We start from the raw sequence: 20,313 nt of genomic DNA, 5'->3' as shown, positions 1-20,313 counted from the left end.
TCGCAGAGAGCCGCTTCACCTTCCGCACCGCCTGACGTGGTGGCGGGAAACGTGAAGCTTACGCTGCGTGTTACCACGCTTAATCCGGGTAATATCAATTAATAATATTCACGTTCAATCAGGTCAGTCGCCCTGTCAGGACAGTTTTCCCACCGCCGCGGCAATTTCAGGTAACGCTGCACGCGCAAACAGCTCTTCAAAATCAGGCAGATGTCCCAGCACTTCGCGGTTACAGGCGTCCTGATACATGATCCAGCCATACGTCGCCAGGCTGTCCATCGAGCGGATGTTGCGTTGCGTCAGCGCAGCTTTGTAATCGGACATCCGTTTGGTGCCGATCAGGCTGGCCAGTTCATCATCGCTGTAGCTTTCAATCGCTGAGCGGGCATGACGTTGCAGCTTGCTGACCAGCGAAAAATCTTCGGTCATCAGCAGGTTGCGAACCGCTTTTTCTACGGCCGGATCTTCAACCGGCGTGCCTTTTGGCAGTTTGCCCAATGCCAGCTGCTGCGCGAAGCTCAGCACGGTGTAGTTGTTGAGCAGGACAAACATCTCCAGCGTGTCGGTCGCACCGTAAGCCGGTACCGCGCCGTTGGCGATGGTTTTACCCTGACGCCAGGCAGCTTTAAACTTCGCCACCTGATGGCCCGCCAGCGCAGTAGACAGCTCTTCCAGCAAATCTTTGCGGGTTTTGGCCTTCAGGATTTCTCCCCCATCCTGGTAAAGCAGCAGCGAGCGCGGCATGACGTAGACAAAGTGGTGACACTCGGTTTCCCAGTTCTCCAGCAGCCACGCCGCACGCGGGGACTGCGTTGCCTCCAGATGCCAGTTCAGCATGGTCAGCACTGCCTGCTTATGGACCTGCGCCATCTCATCCTGATCGGCGATTGAACCGAACAGCACGGAATCGCCGGCAGCATGGCTGGCCAGTGAACCATAGGGATCGTACTGATAGGCAAAGCCGCCGCTCATGCCATTACCAAACCCTTTACCGAAGGTGCCGAGGTTAAGAATGGCGCCGTTGGTCATGTACTCGCAGCAGAAATCGCCGACCCCTTCAACCACCGCCGTGGCACCGGAGTTACGCACCGCGAAACGGTCACCGGCCTGCCCCTGCACAAACAGGCGTCCACCGGTGGCACCGAACAGTGCGAAGTTACCGATCAGCACGTTGCCATCGCCGTCCTGTGCGCCGCCGCCTGGCGACATCACCACCAGTTCACCGCCACACTGTCCTTTGCCAACGCCGTCGTTACAGGTGCCGTAGTGACGCATCTGCATACCATCGTTGCAAAATGCGCCAAACGACTGACCGGCGGAACCGGAGGTGGAAATTTTCACGCTCTCCGGTGCCAGATAGTGACGGCCACGGTCGTCGGCCAGCACCGCCGGCATCGCCTGCAGTTGTTCTGCGCTCAGTTGATGGTTCAGCATCCGCTCAATATCGATCGCCAGCTGGCCGCCGACGCTCTTGTTGCGGTTGTTGAGTACCACGTTATCGCCCAGCGTGATGTCAGGCTTACGCTGTTCAACCAGCGCCAGTTTCAGTTGTTCTACCCAGCCATCATCCAGCTCGAAATCTTTTTCGAGGTAAACCGGATGTTCGATTTTCAGCTCCGGTACCACGGTCAGCATGGCGCGCAAATCGAGTTTGCCGACTTCCAGTGGGTGATCCATCAGGTGCAGCAGATCAGCGCGGCCGCGTGCTTCACGCAGCGAACGTAATCCCATCCGCGCCAGAATCTCACGGACTTCATGCGCGACATTGAGGAAGTACTGTGCCAGCTGGCGTGGATCGCCATCAAAGGCTTCGGCATTGGTGGTTAAGCCCGCCGGGCATTTGACGTTACAGTTTTTCGCCATCACGCATTTCAGCATCATCAGGGCGGTCGTACCGAATTCAAAACTGTCGCCGCCCAGCAGCGCTGATTTCACCACGTCGCTGCCGGTTTGCTGAGCGCCTGAACAGCGCAGCAGCACTTTGTCACGCAGGCCGTTGGCGCACAGCGCCTGATGCACTTCTGCGATGCCGATTTCCGCTACGCGGCCGGTGTATTTCAGGCTGGTAACGGAGGCCGCGCCGGTGCCGCCGGTGTTGCCGGCTACGTTGATGACGTCAGCACCCGCTTTGGCAACGCCAACCGCGATGGTGCCAATGCCTTCCGACGAAACCAGCTTGACGATCACCCGTACCCGCGCGGCTTTACAGTCATGGATCAGCTGCGCCAGATCTTCAATCGAGTAAGTATCGTGATGCGGTGGCGGTGAGACCAGCTCAACGCCAGGCGTACCGCCACGGGCCGCGGCAATTTCCACCGTGACTTTAGCGGCCGGTAACTGGCCACCTTCGCCAGGCTTGGCACCCTGACCAATTTTAATTTCCAGCTCTTCCAGCATCGGATCAGCAAGGTAGGCCGCCCAGACGCCGAAGCGACCCGAAGCCAGCTGTTTGATGCGCGATGCACGGATGGTGCCGTGACGCGAGTAGTGTTCGCCACCTTCACCGCAGTTGCTCATGCCGCCGACCATATTGGTACCGTGTGCCACCGCCTCATGAGCAGGTGCCACCAGCGCACCGTGACTCATCGCACCGGAAGCAAAGGTGCGGGTGATTTCACAGGCGGGCTGAACCTCGCTGAGCGGCAGTGAGGGCAGGGTGGTGAAAATACGCGACAGATAATCGGCCGCTTTGCCGTAAGCGGTCACTTTCAGGCCGCCATCGACCACTTCACTGCTCTCGATATCGTCGTTAAACCGCAACTTCAGTGCGCGTGACAGGTTCTGCAGACGCTCATGCTCTGGCTTCAGGCCAGCAATCGCATCGGTCAGGCGCAGCATAAAGTGATTCAGGCTGCCATCCATCGCTTCACAGACCAGGCCGCGGATCGCAAAGCCGTTGTTGGTCAGCGAGTAGCGTCCCAGCTTACGGCGAAACTCCGCTTCACTGTCGATGTGGGTCAGGTCAGCCGGGAAGGTCAGAATATCGCGCAGCGCCGCCGGGCGACGTTTACGCTCTTCATACATCAGGCTTGAGAACTGACGGTAATCGGCGGTGATAGTGAAATTGTTGATCACCTCATCCGGAATGCGCTCGAAGCTGCTGTCTTTAAAGGTTTCTGGCTTGATGCCAAAGGCGTTATCGAGCTTCGCCAGCGTCATCAGGCGGATAAAGTTATCCTCTTCACGCGCTTTATCGGCGAAGCGGATCGGCTCCTCAGTCATATCAATAAAGGTGCGTACCGCAATGGTGCCGTACGAGTGACCGGCGCCTTCGGCACGTTCTTTAAACAGACCGAGCAACGGCACTTCAGATTCACCCTGAATTTTCAGGGCGCTCTGATGCCAGTCGACCGCCATCTGCGCGATGGTGGCAAAACCGGCGCCGCCCACCGGCGTTTTGATATTCGGGAAGTACTTTTTCAGCACCGGATCGTCGGTGTTGAGGAAGTTTGGCTCAAAGAATTCGCCGCTGCTGTAGCTTTCAACGGTGCAGAGACCCACTTTGCCCATGGTTTTCATTAACGCTTTTTCAGCCGCTTTGGCATAGCGTTTAAAGGCTTTGTTGCCTTCTTCGCCTTCACCGAACTTCTCTTCTGCACGCATCTGCACGCCGAGCGGATAGATAGCGGAGGCACCAAAGCCCAGCGTGGCGGCAATGTGGTGCGATGAAATGCTCTGACCACTTTCCACCACCAGCGACACATCCAGACGCAGACCTTCCTGCACCAGACGCTGGTTGATGGCAGAGACCACCAGCAGCATCGGAATTGCTGCCTGTTTAGAGGAGATGTGGCGATCGGTCAGCACCGCGATGCCGCCCTGGCTGCGGGCAAAATCAACCACCTGCTGTGCCAGATCGTCAATCGCCTTCTCCAGCGCGTTGGCGTTAGCGGTGGTGCTCAACAGATCTTTGCCAATAACCGGCTCATACAGCATCTCAAAGCGGGCGTACGGTGCGACATCCTGCTCACGTAAACGCAGCATATCGAGATGGCTCAGGATCGGCGAAGGCACCACAATCTGGCGGCCTTTGCTGCGACCGAGATGCGGTTTGGCACCCAGCGCGACCCGCAGCGTCATGCCATCCACTTCACGGATAGAGTCCAGCGGCGGGTTAGTCACCTGGGCGAAGCGCTGAGAGAAATAGTGCGCCATGCCGCCTTCATGATCGGACAGACCGTTAATTGCGTTGCCGTAACCCATGGCGGAGATTTTCTCTGCGCCGGTGTTCAGCATCGGGTCCATCATGAACTTGAAGCTTTCCTGGTTGTAGTAGTAGGCCACAAAGCGCTGATAGGTTTTCAGGTCACCGCGATAGCGCAGCGGTGAACCTTGCTGCTCAGCCGGAATGGCGGGCAGGTCTTCCAGTCCGACGCGCGCCTCGCGCAGCAGAGCTGGATAATCTTTTTCGGCAGCCAGTTTTTCCAGCGCCTGTACCGTGGTGTAGCTGCGTTTTTCGCGATGATCGAAGTAGAGCATGCCACCGGCCTCAATACGGCCGCGACGCAGCACACTTTCCGGCGGGAAGGCAATCTGGCCCGCTTCGGACATCGCACCGATATACTCTGCAGTTTCTACTGAACGCAGCGGACGCAGGCCGAGACGGTCAAGACGCGCCCCAATCACTTCGCCATTACCAAAGATTAACGCAGCCGGACCGTCGTTCTTCTCTTCATACAGCGAGAAGTACTCCAGCATAGCGCGCACTTCCGGCGATAACGCACTGTCGTTTTCCCAGGCAGGCGGCATCATCGAGACCACTGCGGTGATCAGATCGAGGTTATCTTCCATCAGACGGCTATGGATGCTCTGATCGAGACGTGAGCTGTCCGACTGGCCTTTCGGCCGCACAATTTTCTTGCCGCGCGCCAGCGCTAGCGCCGATTCGGCGATGCGGTTCTTACGGTCGGTATTCAGTTCACCGTTGTGCGCCATCAGGCGGAACGGCTGCGCCATGGTGGTGTGCGGATCGGTGTTGGTTGAGAAGCGGGTATGGAAAAACAGCCCGCGCACCTGATGATCGGGGTCGGTCAGATCCCTGAAGTAAGGGATTACTTCATTGGAATTCAGACGAGCTTTAAAAACCTGGGTGCGTGAAGAGAGCGACAGCGGATAGAGACCGCCAAATTCACTCTCGGTAAAAGCCCGGGCTTCGATGGTTAACAGGGCGCGATAAATGCGTTGTTCGAAGTCGTTTTGGTCGGCCACGTCCTGCGGCGCAGTGAAAATCCACTGCAGAATCGGTAACTGGAACTGCACTGCCGCCGGACGCGTCACGCTGCTGTCGAGCGGCATGTCACGTTTCATGATCACCGGCAGATTAAAGCTGCTCAGCGTTTCATCGACCAGACGTTCTGCGTTAGCGCGCAGGTCGGCATCTTTCGGCACGAAGAAGTTGCCGACGCCGAAGCGGCCCGCTTCCAGCGGCTGGCCGGTAATTTTACGGAAGAAGTGCAGGGAGAGATCAACGTTGACCCCGGCGCCGTCGCCCACGCCTTCAGCCGACATGCCGCCACGATGCGGTACGGTGCACAGGGCGCTGTGCGCCATCTGCAAAATCTCATGGGTCTGCTCGCCGTCCTTACGCGTTATGAAACCTACACCACAGCTATCACTGCCTGCTGTTGGATCATACAAGCCATAGGAATGAGGTTTGTTAGTGGACATTGAGGGTCTCCTTAAACTGCTTTTGACATTACCTGCACTGTTTCAGGGTCTGAGCGCAACTGAGGCGCACTTCATTTTCATCGCCATGCTCTGTCGAGCGCGCGTCATAGCCCTGAGCATTTCTCTCCAGACATCGGTGAAACGTCCTTAATTGAGCTGCTCTTCGATTTCCGGTCTCTTAAAGGAGATGACTTAAACCACGCGGGAGTCTTCTTGTTGCATAGATATGCCGAGACACTGGCCCGTCAGGAAAGCTTTCAGCGGATTTCCAACTTATCGGGAAAGCGTAATCAGGTCAAATGAGGGCCTTAGCCGAGGTTATTGTGCTGTTTTTGATGCTAAGCTTATGAATTAAAAAGATAAAGAGGTTTAAATTATGGTGCTTTAGCCGGTGGCGATCGCCTGATAAATGTGAACTGACTCACTGTAGTGCAGCCGTCAGATCTCTGCACCATGCTGGTGAGTAGGGCTTTAACAGCATTTAATGCTGTTCCGCACCGCTGTTGCACAGCATGTATCTGTTTTTCTTATGTCCGATTATTTGAATGAAACAGCCGGGGGTTATAAGAAAAATTAATCGGGCTGGATGTGCTTAAAACAGCATTAAAGATGAATGAGTATTCATAAAAAGGAATGAGCCTGCGCAACAGAACGTCGACAGGATATTGAAAAAACACCGGGCAAAGGATGCGCCGTTTTTAGCAGCGGCCTTACAGATTATTCATTTGGCACACGCAGTCAAGGGTTTTAAGCCGGTTGTCATAAACGTCGCCGAACAACCGGGCCGATGCACCATAAAAGCGCACTACATCGCTTATCTTCCGCTGCGGCGTTGCGACGTCGGCCGGTTAATTACGCTATCATGAGGCTGTTTCTCTTCCAGGGAGTTTTTATGAAACAAATTCGGCTGTTGGCACAATATTACGTGGATTTGATGGTGAAGCTTGGACTGGTGCGGTTCTCGCTGCTGCTGGCCTCGGCGCTGGTGGTGCTGGCGATGATTGTCCAGATGGCGGTCACCATGGTACTGCGTGGGCATGTCGAGAGCATCGACATGGTGCGATCGGTGTTCTTCGGGCTGTTGATCACCCCGTGGGCGGTCTATTTCCTGTCGGTGGTGGTCGATCAGCTGGAGGAATCGCGACAGCGGCTGGCGAGGCTGGTGGATAAACTGGAAGAGATGCGCACCCGCGACCTGGAACTGAATCAGCAGATGAAAGAGACCATCACCCAGCTGAATCAGGAGATCACCGACCGTAAAAAGGCGGAGCAGGCGCGTGAGCAGGTGATGGATAAGCTGCGTGAAGAAGTGACGCGGCGCGAACAGGCGCAGATTGAACTGGAGCAGCAATCCTCCTTCCTGCGTTCGTTTCTTGATGCGTCGCCGGATCTGGTGTTCTATCGCAACATCGACAAACAGTTCTCCGGCTGTAACCGCGCGATGGAACTGCTGACCGGTAAAAGTGAAAAACAGCTTATCGGCCTGACGCCACGCGATATCTACGATGATGAAGCGGCCACTAAAGTGCTGGAAACCGATGAGAAAGTGTTCCGCCACAACGTCTCCCTGACTTATGAACAGTGGCTGCAATATCCGGACGGGCGCAAAGCCTGTTTTGAAATCCGCAAAGTGCCTTATTACGACCGCGTCGGCAAACGCAGCGGGCTGATGGGATTTGGCCGCGATATAACCGAGCGTAAGCGCTACCAGGACGCGTTAGAGAACGCCAGCCGGGAGAAGACCACCTTTATCTCTACTATCAGCCACGAGCTGCGTACGCCGCTTAACGGCATTGTCGGACTGAGCCGTATTCTGCTCGATACCGATCTGAATCAGGAACAGCTGAAATACCTGAAAACCATCCACGTCTCTGCCATCACGCTGGGCAACATCTTCAATGATGTGATTGAAGTGGACAAGATTGAGCGGCGTAAGGTGCAGCTGGATAATCAGCCGCTCGACTTCACCAGCTTCCTCGCCGATTTAGAAAACCTGTCCGGCCTGCTGGCGCAGCCAAAAGGGCTGAAGTTTGTCCTCGCACCACAGTTACCGTTGCCGCACATGATCTCCACCGACGGCACCCGTCTGCGGCAGATTTTGTGGAACCTGATTGGCAATGCCGTCAAGTTCACCCAGCACGGCGAGATCGTAGTGCGGGTGGCGTATCAGCAGGATGAAACGCTGCGCTTTGAGGTACAGGATTCCGGTATGGGCATCCGCCAGGAGGAGCAGGACAAAATCTTCGCCATGTACTATCAGGTGAAGGATCAGCACGGCGGCAAACCGGCTACCGGCACCGGCATTGGCCTGGCGGTATCCCGCCGGCTGGCACAGGCGATGGGCGGCGATATCCGGGTGCAAAGCGCGCCGGGGCAGGGCTCCTGCTTCACCGTTGAGATCAAAGCGCCACGCATTGCTGAAGAGGTGGAAGATGAAGGCGTGGATGACAGCCTGCCTCTGCCGGCGCTGCACGTGCTGCTGGTGGAAGATATCGAACTGAACGTGATTGTGGCGCGCTCGGTGCTGGAGAAGCTGGGCTGCAGCGTCGAGGTGGCGATGACCGGCAGCGACGCGCTGGCGATGTTTGACCCGCTGGAGTTCGATCTGGTGCTGCTGGATATTCAGTTACCAGACATGACCGGTCTGGATGTGTCGCGGGCGATCCGCCAGCAGCACCAGGGCATCCATCTGCCGCCGCTGGTAGCATTGACCGCCAATGTGCTGAAGGACAAAAAAGAGTATTTCGATGCCGGAATGGATGATGTGCTCAGCAAGCCACTGGCGGTACCGGCGCTGACCGCCATCATCAAAAAGTTCTGGGATTATCAGGCGGAGCCGGAGGAGGCGTTGCCGCACGAAGCCGCAGATAAAAGCCAGACGCTGCTGGATATCCCGATGCTGGAGCAGTATCTCGATCTGGTCGGGCCGAGCCTGATTACCCAAAGCCTGACGATGTTTGAAAAGATGATGCCAGGCTATCTTGAAGTGCTCGAATCTAATCTGATGGCGCGCGATCAAAAAGGCATCGCCGAAGAGGGGCACAAAATCAAGGGTGCGGCGGGATCGGTAGGGTTACAACATCTGCAGCAGCTGGCGAAACAGATCCAGAGCCCGGAACTGCCAGCCTGGTGGGATAACGTGGTTGAATGGATTGATGAGCTGAAGCACGAGTGGCGACACGATGTGCAGGTATTGCGCGACTGGGTTGCGGAGCAGGAAGCGTCGTCCGCCAGAAAAAAATGACCCCAGCCGAGGCCGGGGTGCGCGAATACTGCGCCAACACCAGGGAAAAAGTAGCGGTTGCTATGCTTTGAGTAATAAACGCAGCCGCATGGTATTGGTTAACACTGCCTTCACCTTAGCAAATTCATCTTAACGTGTTAGAAGATTCATTAAAATGTGTGATGTTGAGCAGCGTTTAAATACAGAAAACATTAATTTGGCAACACAGTCAAGCAAGGAATCATTTTCTGCGTTGTATTGCGGTTATTTTAATCAGTTATCCCACTTTTTGCGCGCTTTTAACCCGGCGATAGCCGGGTTGCTGGCCCTGTCACCCCTTAAAGCGAAGCGGCGGACGAATCTGGGCCATTAATGCTGCTAACGCGCTGATATTGCTCGCCACCGGCGCAAAATGGTGTGATTTATCCAAAACGTTTTGGAAAGAGAAAAAAGATTTCGCTTATTTACGCTTCCACCCATCAGGTCGGACCTTAACCGGTGGCGAAAGCTTAAGCGACAGACGGTCAATGACCGCGCTATTCTGGCAAGAAATTTACCGGTTATCGGCATGATTTCGGCCAATTAGTGAAAAATACCGAAGACATAAAAACAGTATAGTTAAGCAATGCAAACCATTCAAATTAGTGCTTATTACTAATTATTAAGTGTTTATCTGGAAAGGTAATTAACGGTCGCGGCGAATGGAACCGATTCCTTTCTGACGGAAGTGCTTGAACTATTTCGATCTGTTGCAGCTTTTTAATGCAAAATGTCGACCTGATGTCTGGAAACTGCACGGTCATTTTCACCGATAAAGGCAATAAAAGGTTTTTTTGCGCACTGATTACGCGAGTAATTGATTAACGCCTGAAACAAGTATGGGAAGATTGCATGAGTAAGCATAAAGGAAGCGCCGGACAACGTATTAAACGGATTGCTGTGCGTATTATTCTGGCGTGGCTGGGCATCTGGCTGGCAGGGATTTTGCTGTTTTCATTTTTACCGGTGCCGTTCTCCGCGGTTATGGTTGAGCGCCAGCTCGGTGCCTGGCTTCGCGGCGACTTCAGCTATGTTGCCCATTCGGATTGGGTCGGACACGATGAAATTTCGCCGTGGATGGGCCTGGCGGTGATTGCGTCTGAAGATCAAAAGTTTCCGACCCACTGGGGATTTGACGTCGCGGCGATCGAGTCGGTGCTGGATAACAGCGATAGCCGGATGCGTGGTGCATCTACCCTGTCGCAGCAGACGGCCAAGAACCTGTTTCTGTGGGATGGGCGGAGCTGGGTGCGTAAAGGGCTGGAGGCGGGCCTGACGGTGGGCATTGAGACCGTCTGGACTAAGCGACGTATTCTGACCGTCTATCTGAATATCGCCGAATTCGGGCCTGGGGTGTTTGGTGTGGAGGCGGCGTCACAGCGCTATTTCCACAAGCCAGCCAGCCGATTGACGGCTGGCGAAGCGGCGTTGCTGGCCGCGGTGCTGCCTAATCCTATCCGCTTCCGTGCTGCAACGCCGTCTGGCTATGTACGGCAGCGGCAGCAGTGGATCCTGCGTCAGATGCGCCAGCTGGGCGGGGAAGGATTTTTACAGCGTAACCGGCTGGACTGAGGGTTAATCCTCGTCGAAACCCGCTTCAAACAGCTCAATGACCGCTGCCAGCGCCGGGATCTCTTCCGGACCGCTGGCTTCGATTTCAATGTGGCCGCCCTGAGCTGAATCGAGCATCAGCAGCGCAATCACGCTGCTGGCTTCGGCTTCGGTGCCGGCTTCATTGCGCAGCAGCACTTCAGCGTCAAAGCTCTGTACCAGTTCAAACAGCTTCATTGCCGGTCGGGCATGCATACCCAGTTTATTTTTGATTTCGACAGTTTGCTTAACGGTCATGATTTACGCTTTTCCAACGTACGGTGACGTGACTGTACATTCTTGCCGCGTGAACGGAAGTAGTCCGCCAGCTGTTCTGCAATATAGACCGAACGATGTTTCCCGCCGGTACAGCCGATAGCGACAGTCAGATAACTGCGGTTATTGGTTTCCAGCATCGGCAACCACAGTTCCAGATAACTGCGGGTCTGATAGATGAAGTTGTGCACTTCGGTATGGCGATCGAGAAAGGCAGCCACCGGACGATCGAGGCCGGTCATCGGGCGCAGCTTAGGGTCCCAGTGCGGATTCGGCAGGAAGCGCACGTCAAACACATAATCGGCATCAATCGGGATGCCGTGCTTGAAGCCAAACGACTCAAACACCATCGTCAGCTCACGTTCACGCTTGCCCAGCAGCCGGGTACGCAGCATCTCTGCCAGTTCGTGGACCGACATTTCTGAGGTATCGATGATCAGATCGGCCCGTGAACGCAGTGGCTCCAGCAAATCACTCTCTTCATCAATGGCACTTTCCAGCGACAGATTTTTACTGGAGAGCGGATGCAGACGGCGGGTGTCGCTGTAGCGGCGAATCAGGGTATTACGATCGGCATCAAGAAACAGCAACTGGGGTGAAAATGAGTCGGGCAGGTTATTCAGCGCGGTTTCAAAAATCTCAGGGGATTCAGGCATGTTGCGTACGTCGATGCTCACCGCTGCCGAGATGTTGCGCTCCGCCAGCGAGTTGGCCAACTCGGGCAATAGCACCACCGGCAGGTTATCGACGCAGTAAAAACCCATATCTTCCAGCGCGCGTAGCGCCACTGACTTCCCCGAGCCTGACCGACCGCTCACGATCATCAGCACCATGACCTTCTCTCCCGTTTTAAAACCGGCACGCGGCCGGTAAAGACGCTTTACTGCTCTGACTGGCCTTCTGTGATAATGGCATAGAGCTCTTCATCACTTTGCGCGGCGCGCAAACGGCGACAGACGGTTTTATCCGCCAGACGCTTCGCCACCAGTGAAAGGGTGTGCAGGTGAGTTTTGCACTGGTCAGCCGGTACCAGCAGGGCAAACAACAGATCGACCGGCTGATTATCAACGGCATCAAACGCGATCGGCTGTTCAAGGCTGATAAACACCCCGACAGCACGTAGCGTATCCTCTTCTAGTTTACCGTGTGGAATGGCAATGCCGTTGCCAATACCGGTACTGCCCATGCGTTCACGGGTGAGGATCGCTTCAAAAAGCGTCTGGTGCGGCAGGTTGAGCTGCTTAGCGGCCAGTTCGCTGATGATTTCCAGCGCGCGTTTTTTGCTCTGGCAGTGTACGCCGCTGCGGGTGCAGTCAGGCGAAAGCACTGTGCTCAATTCCAGTGTTAGATCGTTGTTCATTATCGTTTCACTTGCGAGTTAACCTGGCCATCAGCCACCAGCGTATCATGATGCTGGCGGTAAATGGCGCTTGCTTAGATGACAAAACGGGGCGGATTATCCGCCCCATCCTGTCGGCTCTGCGCGGCAGGCGCGCGTAGCTAGCGTGAAGGTTAGTGTTTTTTCAGTTTATCTTTGTGTTTGGTCAGCTGACGGGCGAGCTTGTCGATCAACCCGTCAATCGCCGCATACATATCTTCCGCTTCGGACGTGGCGTGCAGCTCGCCACCGTTTATGTGCAGCGTTGCGTCAGCCACCTGGGTGACTTTCTCAACTTTCAGCACAATATAAACCTGATTGATATGTTCGAAATAGTGTTCCAGTTTGGCAAATTTACCGCTGACGAAATCGCGCAGTGGTGCGGTGATTTCAACATTTTGCCCGGTAAGGTTCAGCTGCATAGGTCTTCCTTCTCATTTCTGTCAAACCAGCTGTTTGCGCTGGTTCGATGGCGGGATGGATAAAGACTCGCGGTATTTGGCGACGGTACGACGTGCCACCATGATCCCTTGATCAGATAACATGGAGGTGAGTTTACTGTCGCTCAAGGGTTTGGCTGGATTTTCCGCCGAGATTAATTTTTTCACCAGTGCGCGAATGGCTGTCGATGAGGCTTCGCCGCCACCTTCAGTATTCACGTGACTGGAGAAAAAGTACTTCAGTTCAAAAATGCCTCGCGGACTGTGCAGATACTTTTGCGTAGTGACGCGGGAAATGGTCGATTCGTGCATCTCAACCGCCTGGGCGATATCGGCCAGCACCATCGGGCGCATAAACTCTTCGCCCTGTTCAAAGAAGGCCTGCTGCTGCTCGACAATACAGCGTGTCACTTTCAGCAGCGTATCGTTGCGGCTTTCCAGGCTTTTAATCAGCCAGCGCGCTTCCTGCAGGTTGCTGCGAATGAACTGACTGTCGCTGTCGTTACGCGTCGCCCCGCTCATGGCGGCATACTGCTGGTTGATCTTGAGGCGCGGGACGCTGTCGGCGTTCAGTTCAACCGTCCAGCGGCTGCCGACTTTCCGCACCAGCACGTCGGGGATCACATATTCCGGTTCACCGGTATTAATTGACTGACCGGGACGCGGGTCCAGCGACTGAATTAACATCATCGCCTCTTTCAGCACCTCTTCTTTGAGGCGCGTCACCCGCATCAGGCTGCGAAAATCGTGGTTGGCCAGCAGATCCAGATGTTCACTGACGATCAGGCGGGCTTCCGCCAGCATCGGCGTCTCGGGCGCATATTGCGACAGCTGCACCAGCAGACAGTCGCGCAGATCGCGCGCACCGACGCCAACCGGATCAAAGCGCTGAATGCGTTTCAGCACCGCTTCGACTTCATCGGCCTCAAGCTCATCGTTGCCGATGCTGTCGAGGATCTCGTCAAGCGAAACGGTGAGGTATCCGGTATCGTCGATCGCATCCACGATCGAAGTGGCAATGGCGCGGTCAGTATCGCTAAATGGCGTTAGCTCAACCTGCCACATCAGGTAATCCTGCAGTGACTGGGTGGTTTCGCCCTGATAAACCGGTAACTCATCATCCTGATAATCGGTACCGGTCCCGGATGGCGTGCCGGCGGTGTAGATTTCATCCCAGGTCGCGTCCAGCGGCAGCTCGTCAGGCATCTCTTTCTGCTCAAGCGCTTCACGGGTATCCAGCGCTTCGCCTTCGGGAGCCTCACGAGAGTCGATTTCATCATGCAGGTCGGTTTGTTCAAGCAGCGGATTACTTTCCAGTGCCAGCTGTAACTCCTGCTGGAGTTCAAGCGTAGAGAGTTGCAGCAGACGAATCGCCTGCTGCAACTGCGGTGTCATCGCCAGCTGTTGGCTGAGCCTGAGTTGCAAACCTTGCTTCATAGACAGGATGGTAGTTCCCAGGTAAACATCAGTATTTACGACACCTTATCAGAGTCTGAACTCTTCACCCAAATAAACCCGCTTAACCTGCTCATCTGCCAGAATTTCATTCGGCGTACCGTGCGCGATCAGGTGGCCCTGACTGACGATATATGCCCGTTCGCACACCGCTAAGGTTTCGCGCACGTTATGGTCGGTAATCAACACGCCAAGGCCGCTGTCACGCAAATGCTCAATGATTTTCTTGATGTCGATGACCGAGATCGGGTCGACACCCGCAAACGGTTCATCCAGCAGGATAAATTTAGGGTTGGCGGCCAGCGCGCGGGCGATCTCGACCCGGCGACGTTCACCGCCGGAGAGCGCCTGACCCATGCTGTCGCGCAGGTGCTCAATGTGAAACTCTTCCATCAGCTCGTTGGCGCGATCCTGACGCTGCTCTTCGGTGAGGTCGTCACGGATTTGCAGAACCGCCATCAGGTTATCGTAGACGCTGAGGCGACGGAAAATAGAGGCCTCCTGCGGCAGATAGCCGATACCGCGACGCGCACGGGCATGCAGCGGCAGGATACTGATATCTTCGTCATCGATAATAATGCGTCCCGCATCGCGCGGCACAATGCCGACCACCATGTAAAAGGTGGTGGTTTTACCGGCACCGTTGGGACCCAGCAGGCCGACAATCTCGCCTGACTTTACCTGCAGACTGACATCTTCTACCACGCGACGGCCTTTATATGCCTTCGCCAAGTTTTCTGCGATTAATGTGGCCATAGCTATCAGTTACTCTTCTTTCCGCTGTTGGACGAACCTTTATCCTGCAGTTGCGACGGCACCAGCACGGTGGTGACGCGCTTATTCTGGCCCTGGCTGTAAGCCTGCATTTTCTGCTCTTTCACCAGATAGGTAATGCGATCGCCCTTGATGTTGCTGTCCTGCTGCTCAATGAAGGCGTTGCCGGTCAGTTCAACAAAGTCGTTAGCCAGTTCATAGTGCAGTTTTGCCGCATGGCCCTGCACCGGTTTGCCGCTGTCCTGCATCTGGTAGAAGGTGGCAGGATTGCCGTACGCATCGACGATGGTTTTCTTGCTGTCGCCGCCCGGACGGGTCACCACCACTTTATCAGCGGTGATTTTGATCGAACCCTGAGTGACGATAACGTTGCCGGTAAAGGTCGCGACATTGCCCTGCAGATCCAGCGCCTGGTTCTGCGAGTCAATATTGACGGGCTTATCCGAGTCACCGGTCAGGGCCAGCGCAGGCACGCTGCTCGCCAGCAGCATGCTGGCGAGTAAAAGCTTAAGGCTATTTTTGTTCATTTTGAATTTCATAAGAAGTTTTGACCTTTTCGATTAACTCGGCGTTTTTTGTCCGTAAATTGCCGCGCATTTTCATGCCGGTGGAGTTAAAACTGCGGCCATACAGCGTCACCTGGTCGTCAGAGGTAACGTCCTGAGTGACAAGGTTAACCTGCGCATTGTCGGTTTTGACCCGGTCAAGCTGGGAATCCTGTGTCAGCGTATTCAGTTCCACATGACCATACAGATAAAGCATACGATCTTTGGTAAGCTTTGCTTTGTCGGCACGGAGTGTCCAGGTCGGCACTTTATTTTCGTCGTAGGTGGTCATCACCGGATTATCGAACCAGCTCAGTTCCTGATCCGAAAAGTAGGTCACTTTATCGGAAACCAGCTTATACGACAGTGCACCCTGTGGGTTATAAACCACGGTGTGGGAATCCGCACTGGTATAGGTCGGTGCCTGGTTATCGGTGGCAACCGGCGTATTCTCATCCTGGTTGGTAAGATTCCAGCCGATTAAAACCAGTGCAATCAAGGTCAGAATCAGCGTCATCCAACGCCTGCTTTTACTCATACTGATTGCCCTTTGGCATCCTCAAATTTGTCCTGCGACATTAAGATCAGGTCGCAAACTTCACGTACCGCGCCACGTCCGCCCGCAATGCGCGTCACGTAGTGCGCGCGCGGCAACAGCACCGGATGTGCATCCGCAACCGCCACGCTTAATCCCACTTTTGCCATCACCGGCCAGTCGATCAGGTCGTCACCAATATAGGCGACCTGTTGATCGGAAAGAGACAGTTTATCCAGAAGTTCGCCATAGGCCAAAAGCTTATCCGATTGTCCCTGATAAAGATGACGAATGCCGAGCGTTTTACAGCGATCTTCCATCAGGCGGGCATTCCGGCCGGTAATAATAGCCACTTCCACATCTGAGGTCAGCAGGCAACGAATACCGTAGCCGTCGCGCACATTAAACGCCTTCAGCTCTTCACCATTATTGCCCATGTAGATCACCCCGTCGGACATCACGCCATCGACGTCGCAAATCAGCAGGCGAATCTGGCTGGCGCGAGCCATCACCTCGGCGCTGACCGGGCCATAGCAGGTATCAATCGGGGGAGTTGCCAGTTGCATTGTCTTTTCCTGTTCAGACTACGCCAGCGCGCAGCATGTCATGCATATGTACCACACCGAGCAGATGGTCGTCATCGGCGACCAGGATCGAGGTAATGTTTTTGGTTTGCATCAGGTTGAGCGCTTCAACCGCCAGCATGTTCGGCCGCACGCGAATGCCGCCTGGCGTCATCACTTCACCGATGGTGGCGCGCTGGAAATCGACACCCATATCGAAGATGCGGCGCAGGTCACCATCGGTAAAGATGCCTTCAATCTTCATCAGATCGTCAACAATCACCGTCAACCCGAGGTTTTTGCGGGTAATTTCCAGCAGCGCATCACGCAGCGAGGCATCGCGCGTGACGTGCGGCAGTTCATCGCCGCTGTGCATGATATCGGCCACGTGCAGCAGCAGTTTACGTCCGAGTGCGCCGCCGGGGTGGGAGAGCGCAAAGTCTTCGGCGGTGAAGCCGCGCGCTTCCAGCAGTGAAACGGCCAGCGCATCGCCCATTACCAGCGTGGCGGTAGTGCTGCTGGTGGGAGCCAGACCGAGCGGGCACGCCTCCTGCGGGACACTGACGCACAGATGCACATCGGCAGCCCGGGCCATCGCACTTTCTGGCCGGCCGGTCATGCAGATCAGGGTGATATTCTGCCGCTTTAGCACCGGAATCAGCGCGAGAATTTCATTCGACTCGCCGCTGTTGGAGATGGCAATCACCACGTCATTCTTGCTGACCATGCCGAGATCGCCATGGCTGGCTTCCGCCGGATGAACGAAAAAGGCTGGCGTGCCGGTGCTGGCAAAGGTGGCGGCCATTTTTTTGCCAATGTGGCCTGACTTGCCCATCCCCATCACCACCACTTTACCCTGGCAGGCGTAAATCCGGGCGCAGGCGCGGGCAAAATCGTCGTTAATGTACTGATCGAGCTGCTCCAGACCTTCGCGCTCGATGCGCAATACCGCTTTGCCTGCGCGCTGGAAATCAAAAACTGCCGGTTGCTGATATGACATGGTCAGTCTGTCCTTGTTAGCCGTCCATGAACGCTGGCTGTACCCACAGCAGCGTCACCCAGACGAAGAAACCACAGAGTAAAAGTGCGCCTGCCGTACGGCCAACGCGTCGGCGACGTAACAGGCAGAGCAGGGCGAACAGTACGCTGACGCCGAGCATCACCCAGTAATCACGGGCGAACGCGTGGTAATCGATGCTGCCAGGATGCATCAGCGCCGGCAGGCCGAGTACGATAGCAATATTATAAATGTTGGCGCCGATCAGGTTACCGATCGCGATATCATCTTCGCCTTTCAGCGCACCAGCAATCACCGTCGCCAGCTCGGGCAGGCTGGTGCCGACGGCAATCAGCGTCAGACCCATCACCAGTTCACTGACGCCAAAATAGTCGGCAAACACCGTGGCGTTGTCGATCACCATCCGGGTCGACATCGGCAGGATAATCAGGGCGACGGCCAGCCAGAGAAACGCCACCGTGTTGCCGCTCTCTTCGCGCGGTAATTCCGCCAGCTGTTCACGGGTCAGGGTGTCGTTGTTATCACGCTCCGCTTTACGCGCAATGCGGATCACCACCATCAGATAAACCGCGGCGATGGCGATCAATCCAATGCCATCCAGTCGGCTAAGCTGGTTATCAAACAGCATAAAACCGCTGAGCAACGTCACCAGCAGCATTAAAGGGAGTTCACGACGAATCAGATTAGAGTGTACGCTGAGTGGATGCATTAACGCAGCGGCACCCAGGATCAGTAAAATGTTGGTAATATTCGAGCCCAGCGCGGTACCGACAGCAAGATCCATCTGGCCATGCTGCGCGGCCGAGAAGGAGAGAATCATCTCGGGCAACGAGGTGCCGATGCTGACGACGGTCATGCCAATGATCAAGGGTGGAATACCAAACGATCGACAGAGTATCGAGGCGCTAAACACCAGACGATCGGCACCATAAGCCAGTAAAAGCAAACCGATAATCAGCAGTGCAGAAGCTACGAACATGAAAAATCCTTGCGTAAAAACCCCAGCCCGGCACGCCTTGTCCGGCGGGTTTCAGGTTCTGTGCGATATAACAGGCGCTGATTTTGACCGTCTGAAAGGCAAAAGTAAATTTAATGGCCGTTTTCGCCAAATGTTAGCGATAAGTTTCTGTAAAGCTATCGTGAATCAGGACCGAACAGGCTACCATCGTAACCCATGTTTACGCCCGATCCTTACAAGAGGTAATAATGATCCAGCAGCAGACGAATCTGGTCGAGGTTCGTGGCGTGAGTTTTTCGCGCGGAGATCGCCAAATCTTCGATGACATTTCGCTGACCGTACCGAAAGGCAAAGTGACAGCGATAATGGGACCTTCGGGGATCGGTAAAACCACTCTGCTACGCTTGATTGGGGGTCAGCTTCAGCCGACCCGTGGCGAAATCTATTTCCGTGGCGAAAACATCCCGTCATTATCTCGCGCTAAGTTGTATGAGGCGCGTAAAAAAATGAGCATGCTGTTCCAGTCAGGCGCGCTGTTTACCGACTTAACGGTGTATGAAAATGTCGCCTGGCCGCTGCGTGAACACACCCGCCTGCCGGCTCCGTTACTGCACAGTACGGTATTAATGAAGCTGGAAGCGGTCGGTCTGCGTGGCGCCGCCCAGCTGAAACCGGCTGAGCTGTCGGGCGGAATGGCGCGGCGCGTTGCGCTGGCGCGTGCCATTGCCTTAGAACCTGAACTGATTATGTTCGACGAACCCTTTGTCGGACAGGACCCGATTACCATGGGCGTGCTGGTTAAGCTGATTGATGAACTTAACCACGCGCTGGGACTGACCTGTATTGTGGTGTCGCACGACGTACCGGAAGTATTAAGTATTGCGGACTACGCCTATATCGTGGCCGGACAGAAAATTATCGCACACGGCACCACGCCGGAACTGCGAGAAAACAACGATCCGCGTGTCCGCCAGTTTATTGATGGAGAAGCGGATGGTCCGGTTCCATTCCGTTTTCCTGCCGGCGACTATCTCGCTGATTTAACCGGCTCAGGGAGTAACTAAACTGATGGTGTTGAAGGCGCTGGCGACATTTGGACGTCAGGGAATTGAAACGTGCGCCAGTTTTGGCCGCGCAGGATTAATGCTGTTTCATGCGCTGGTGGGCAAACCAGCGTTCCGCAGACACACGCCGCTACTGATTAAGCAACTGTATAGCGTCGGCGTGCTGTCGCTGCTGATCATCGTGGTTTCCGGTCTGTTTATCGGCATGGTGCTTGGCCTTCAGGGTTACCTGGTCTTAACCACTTACGGCGCAGAAACCAGTCTCGGTATGCTGGTGGCGCTGTCATTGCTGCGTGAACTGGGACCGGTGGTGACCGCGCTGCTGTTCGCCGGACGGGCCGGGTCCGCGCTGACCGCCGAAATCGGCCTGATGAAAGCCACCGAACAGCTCTCCAGTATGGAGATGATGGCGGTTGACCCGTTACGACGGGTGGTGTCGCCGCGTTTCTGGGCCGGTTTTATCAGCATGCCGCTGCTGACGCTGATTTTCACCGCGGTGGGTATCGCCGGTGGGGCGCTGGTCGGCGTGAGCTGGAAAGGGATTGATCCTGGTTTCTTCTGGTCGGCGATGCAGAATGCCGTTGATTTTCGTACCGATGTCGTTAACTGCCTGATTAAAAGCGCGGTGTTTGCTATCACCGTAACGTGGATAGCGCTGTTTAACGGCTATGATGCGATTCCAACCTCTGAAGGGATCAGTCGCGCGACGACGCGCACCGTGGTGCACGCGTCACTGGCGGTGCTCGGATTGGATTTTGTGCTGACAGCACTGATGTTTGGGAATTGAT

General features: G+C 55.2%; 16 protein-coding genes. 4 read left to right on the top strand and 12 right to left on the bottom strand.

Annotation, left to right across the window (positions count from 1 at the left end):
* Positions 1 to 135 precede the first annotated feature (135 nt).
* Positions 136 to 5,667: a glutamate synthase-related protein gene (locus tag ACLIBF_RS18895; RefSeq protein WP_448310277.1), complete on the bottom strand. Its 5,532-nt coding sequence runs from the start codon at positions 5,665 to 5,667 to the stop codon at positions 136 to 138.
* An 892-nt stretch (positions 5,668 to 6,559) separates the two neighbouring features.
* Here ACLIBF_RS18895 and arcB point away from each other — a divergent pair.
* Complete coding sequence (gene arcB / locus ACLIBF_RS18890; RefSeq protein WP_031375454.1) at positions 6,560 to 8,911, top strand: aerobic respiration two-component sensor histidine kinase ArcB; 2,352 nt, start codon at positions 6,560 to 6,562, stop codon at positions 8,909 to 8,911.
* 870 nt (positions 8,912 to 9,781) lie between these two features.
* Entirely contained in the window at positions 9,782 to 10,501 is a 720-nt protein-coding gene (mtgA, locus tag ACLIBF_RS18885) for a monofunctional biosynthetic peptidoglycan transglycosylase (RefSeq protein WP_089561298.1), read from the top strand.
* Between the two features lie 3 nt (positions 10,502 to 10,504).
* Here mtgA and npr read toward each other — a convergent pair whose 3' ends face one another.
* The 11 genes from npr to ACLIBF_RS18830 all read right to left on the bottom strand — a co-directional run bounded on the left by npr (position 10,505) and on the right by ACLIBF_RS18830 (position 18,482).
* On the bottom strand, positions 10,505 to 10,777 hold the full coding sequence (gene npr, locus ACLIBF_RS18880) for a PTS phosphocarrier protein NPr (RefSeq protein ID WP_031375452.1): 273 nt from the start codon (positions 10,775 to 10,777) through the stop codon (positions 10,505 to 10,507).
* Positions 10,774 to 11,628 carry an RNase adapter RapZ gene (gene rapZ / locus ACLIBF_RS18875; RefSeq protein WP_003851114.1) on the bottom strand — a complete coding sequence of 285 codons (855 nt, stop codon included), beginning with the start codon at positions 11,626 to 11,628 and terminating at the stop codon, positions 10,774 to 10,776. Before rapZ ends, npr begins: the two co-directional genes overlap by 4 nt.
* Before the next feature lie 47 nt (positions 11,629 to 11,675).
* Positions 11,676 to 12,155 (bottom strand): PTS IIA-like nitrogen regulatory protein PtsN, encoded by a 480-nt coding sequence (gene ptsN / locus ACLIBF_RS18870; protein WP_031375451.1) that lies wholly within the window; start codon positions 12,153 to 12,155, stop codon positions 11,676 to 11,678.
* A gap of 152 nt (positions 12,156 to 12,307) precedes the next feature.
* Positions 12,308 to 12,595, bottom strand: coding sequence for a ribosome hibernation promoting factor (gene hpf / locus ACLIBF_RS18865; protein WP_031375450.1), 288 nt, complete (start codon positions 12,593 to 12,595; stop codon positions 12,308 to 12,310).
* 21 nt (positions 12,596 to 12,616) lie between these two features.
* Positions 12,617 to 14,050 carry an RNA polymerase factor sigma-54 gene (rpoN, locus tag ACLIBF_RS18860; RefSeq protein ID WP_046289153.1) on the bottom strand — a complete coding sequence of 478 codons (1,434 nt, stop codon included), beginning with the start codon at positions 14,048 to 14,050 and terminating at the stop codon, positions 12,617 to 12,619.
* A gap of 48 nt (positions 14,051 to 14,098) precedes the next feature.
* Positions 14,099 to 14,824: an LPS export ABC transporter ATP-binding protein gene (gene lptB, locus ACLIBF_RS18855; protein WP_031375449.1), complete on the bottom strand. Its 726-nt coding sequence runs from the start codon at positions 14,822 to 14,824 to the stop codon at positions 14,099 to 14,101.
* 5 nt (positions 14,825 to 14,829) lie between these two features.
* Positions 14,830 to 15,381 carry a lipopolysaccharide ABC transporter substrate-binding protein LptA gene (gene lptA, locus ACLIBF_RS18850; protein ID WP_031375448.1) on the bottom strand — a complete coding sequence of 184 codons (552 nt, stop codon included), beginning with the start codon at positions 15,379 to 15,381 and terminating at the stop codon, positions 14,830 to 14,832.
* Complete coding sequence (lptC, locus tag ACLIBF_RS18845; protein WP_031375447.1) at positions 15,356 to 15,925, bottom strand: LPS export ABC transporter periplasmic protein LptC; 570 nt, start codon at positions 15,923 to 15,925, stop codon at positions 15,356 to 15,358. The genes lptA and lptC overlap by 26 nt, the downstream gene beginning before the upstream one ends.
* Entirely contained in the window at positions 15,922 to 16,488 is a 567-nt protein-coding gene (gene kdsC / locus ACLIBF_RS18840) for a 3-deoxy-manno-octulosonate-8-phosphatase KdsC (protein WP_031375446.1), read from the bottom strand. Before kdsC ends, lptC begins: the two co-directional genes overlap by 4 nt.
* 13 nt (positions 16,489 to 16,501) lie before the next feature.
* On the bottom strand, positions 16,502 to 17,485 hold the full coding sequence (gene kdsD, locus ACLIBF_RS18835; protein WP_448310273.1) for an arabinose-5-phosphate isomerase KdsD: 984 nt from the start codon (positions 17,483 to 17,485) through the stop codon (positions 16,502 to 16,504).
* A 16-nt stretch (positions 17,486 to 17,501) separates the two neighbouring features.
* The gene (locus ACLIBF_RS18830) at positions 17,502 to 18,482 is read right to left on the bottom strand and encodes a calcium/sodium antiporter (RefSeq protein WP_069728788.1); all 981 of its coding nucleotides are present in this window, start codon (positions 18,480 to 18,482) and stop codon (positions 17,502 to 17,504) included.
* A gap of 227 nt (positions 18,483 to 18,709) precedes the next feature.
* Here ACLIBF_RS18830 and mlaF point away from each other — a divergent pair, with 227 nt between their 5' ends.
* Both mlaF and mlaE read left to right on the top strand, forming a co-directional pair.
* Positions 18,710 to 19,525, top strand: a complete 816-nt coding sequence (mlaF, locus tag ACLIBF_RS18825; protein WP_031375443.1) for a phospholipid ABC transporter ATP-binding protein MlaF — start codon at positions 18,710 to 18,712, stop codon at positions 19,523 to 19,525.
* Between the two features lie 4 nt (positions 19,526 to 19,529).
* Complete coding sequence (gene mlaE, locus ACLIBF_RS18820) at positions 19,530 to 20,312, top strand: lipid asymmetry maintenance ABC transporter permease subunit MlaE (RefSeq protein ID WP_031375442.1); 783 nt, start codon at positions 19,530 to 19,532, stop codon at positions 20,310 to 20,312.
* Position 20,313 lies beyond the last annotated feature (1 nt).

The sequence above is a fragment of the Pantoea sp. PGP6 genome (genome assembly GCF_053474785.1).
The sequence above is the reverse complement of the archived record's forward strand: the minus strand, read 5'-3'. Positions and strand labels throughout refer to the sequence as shown.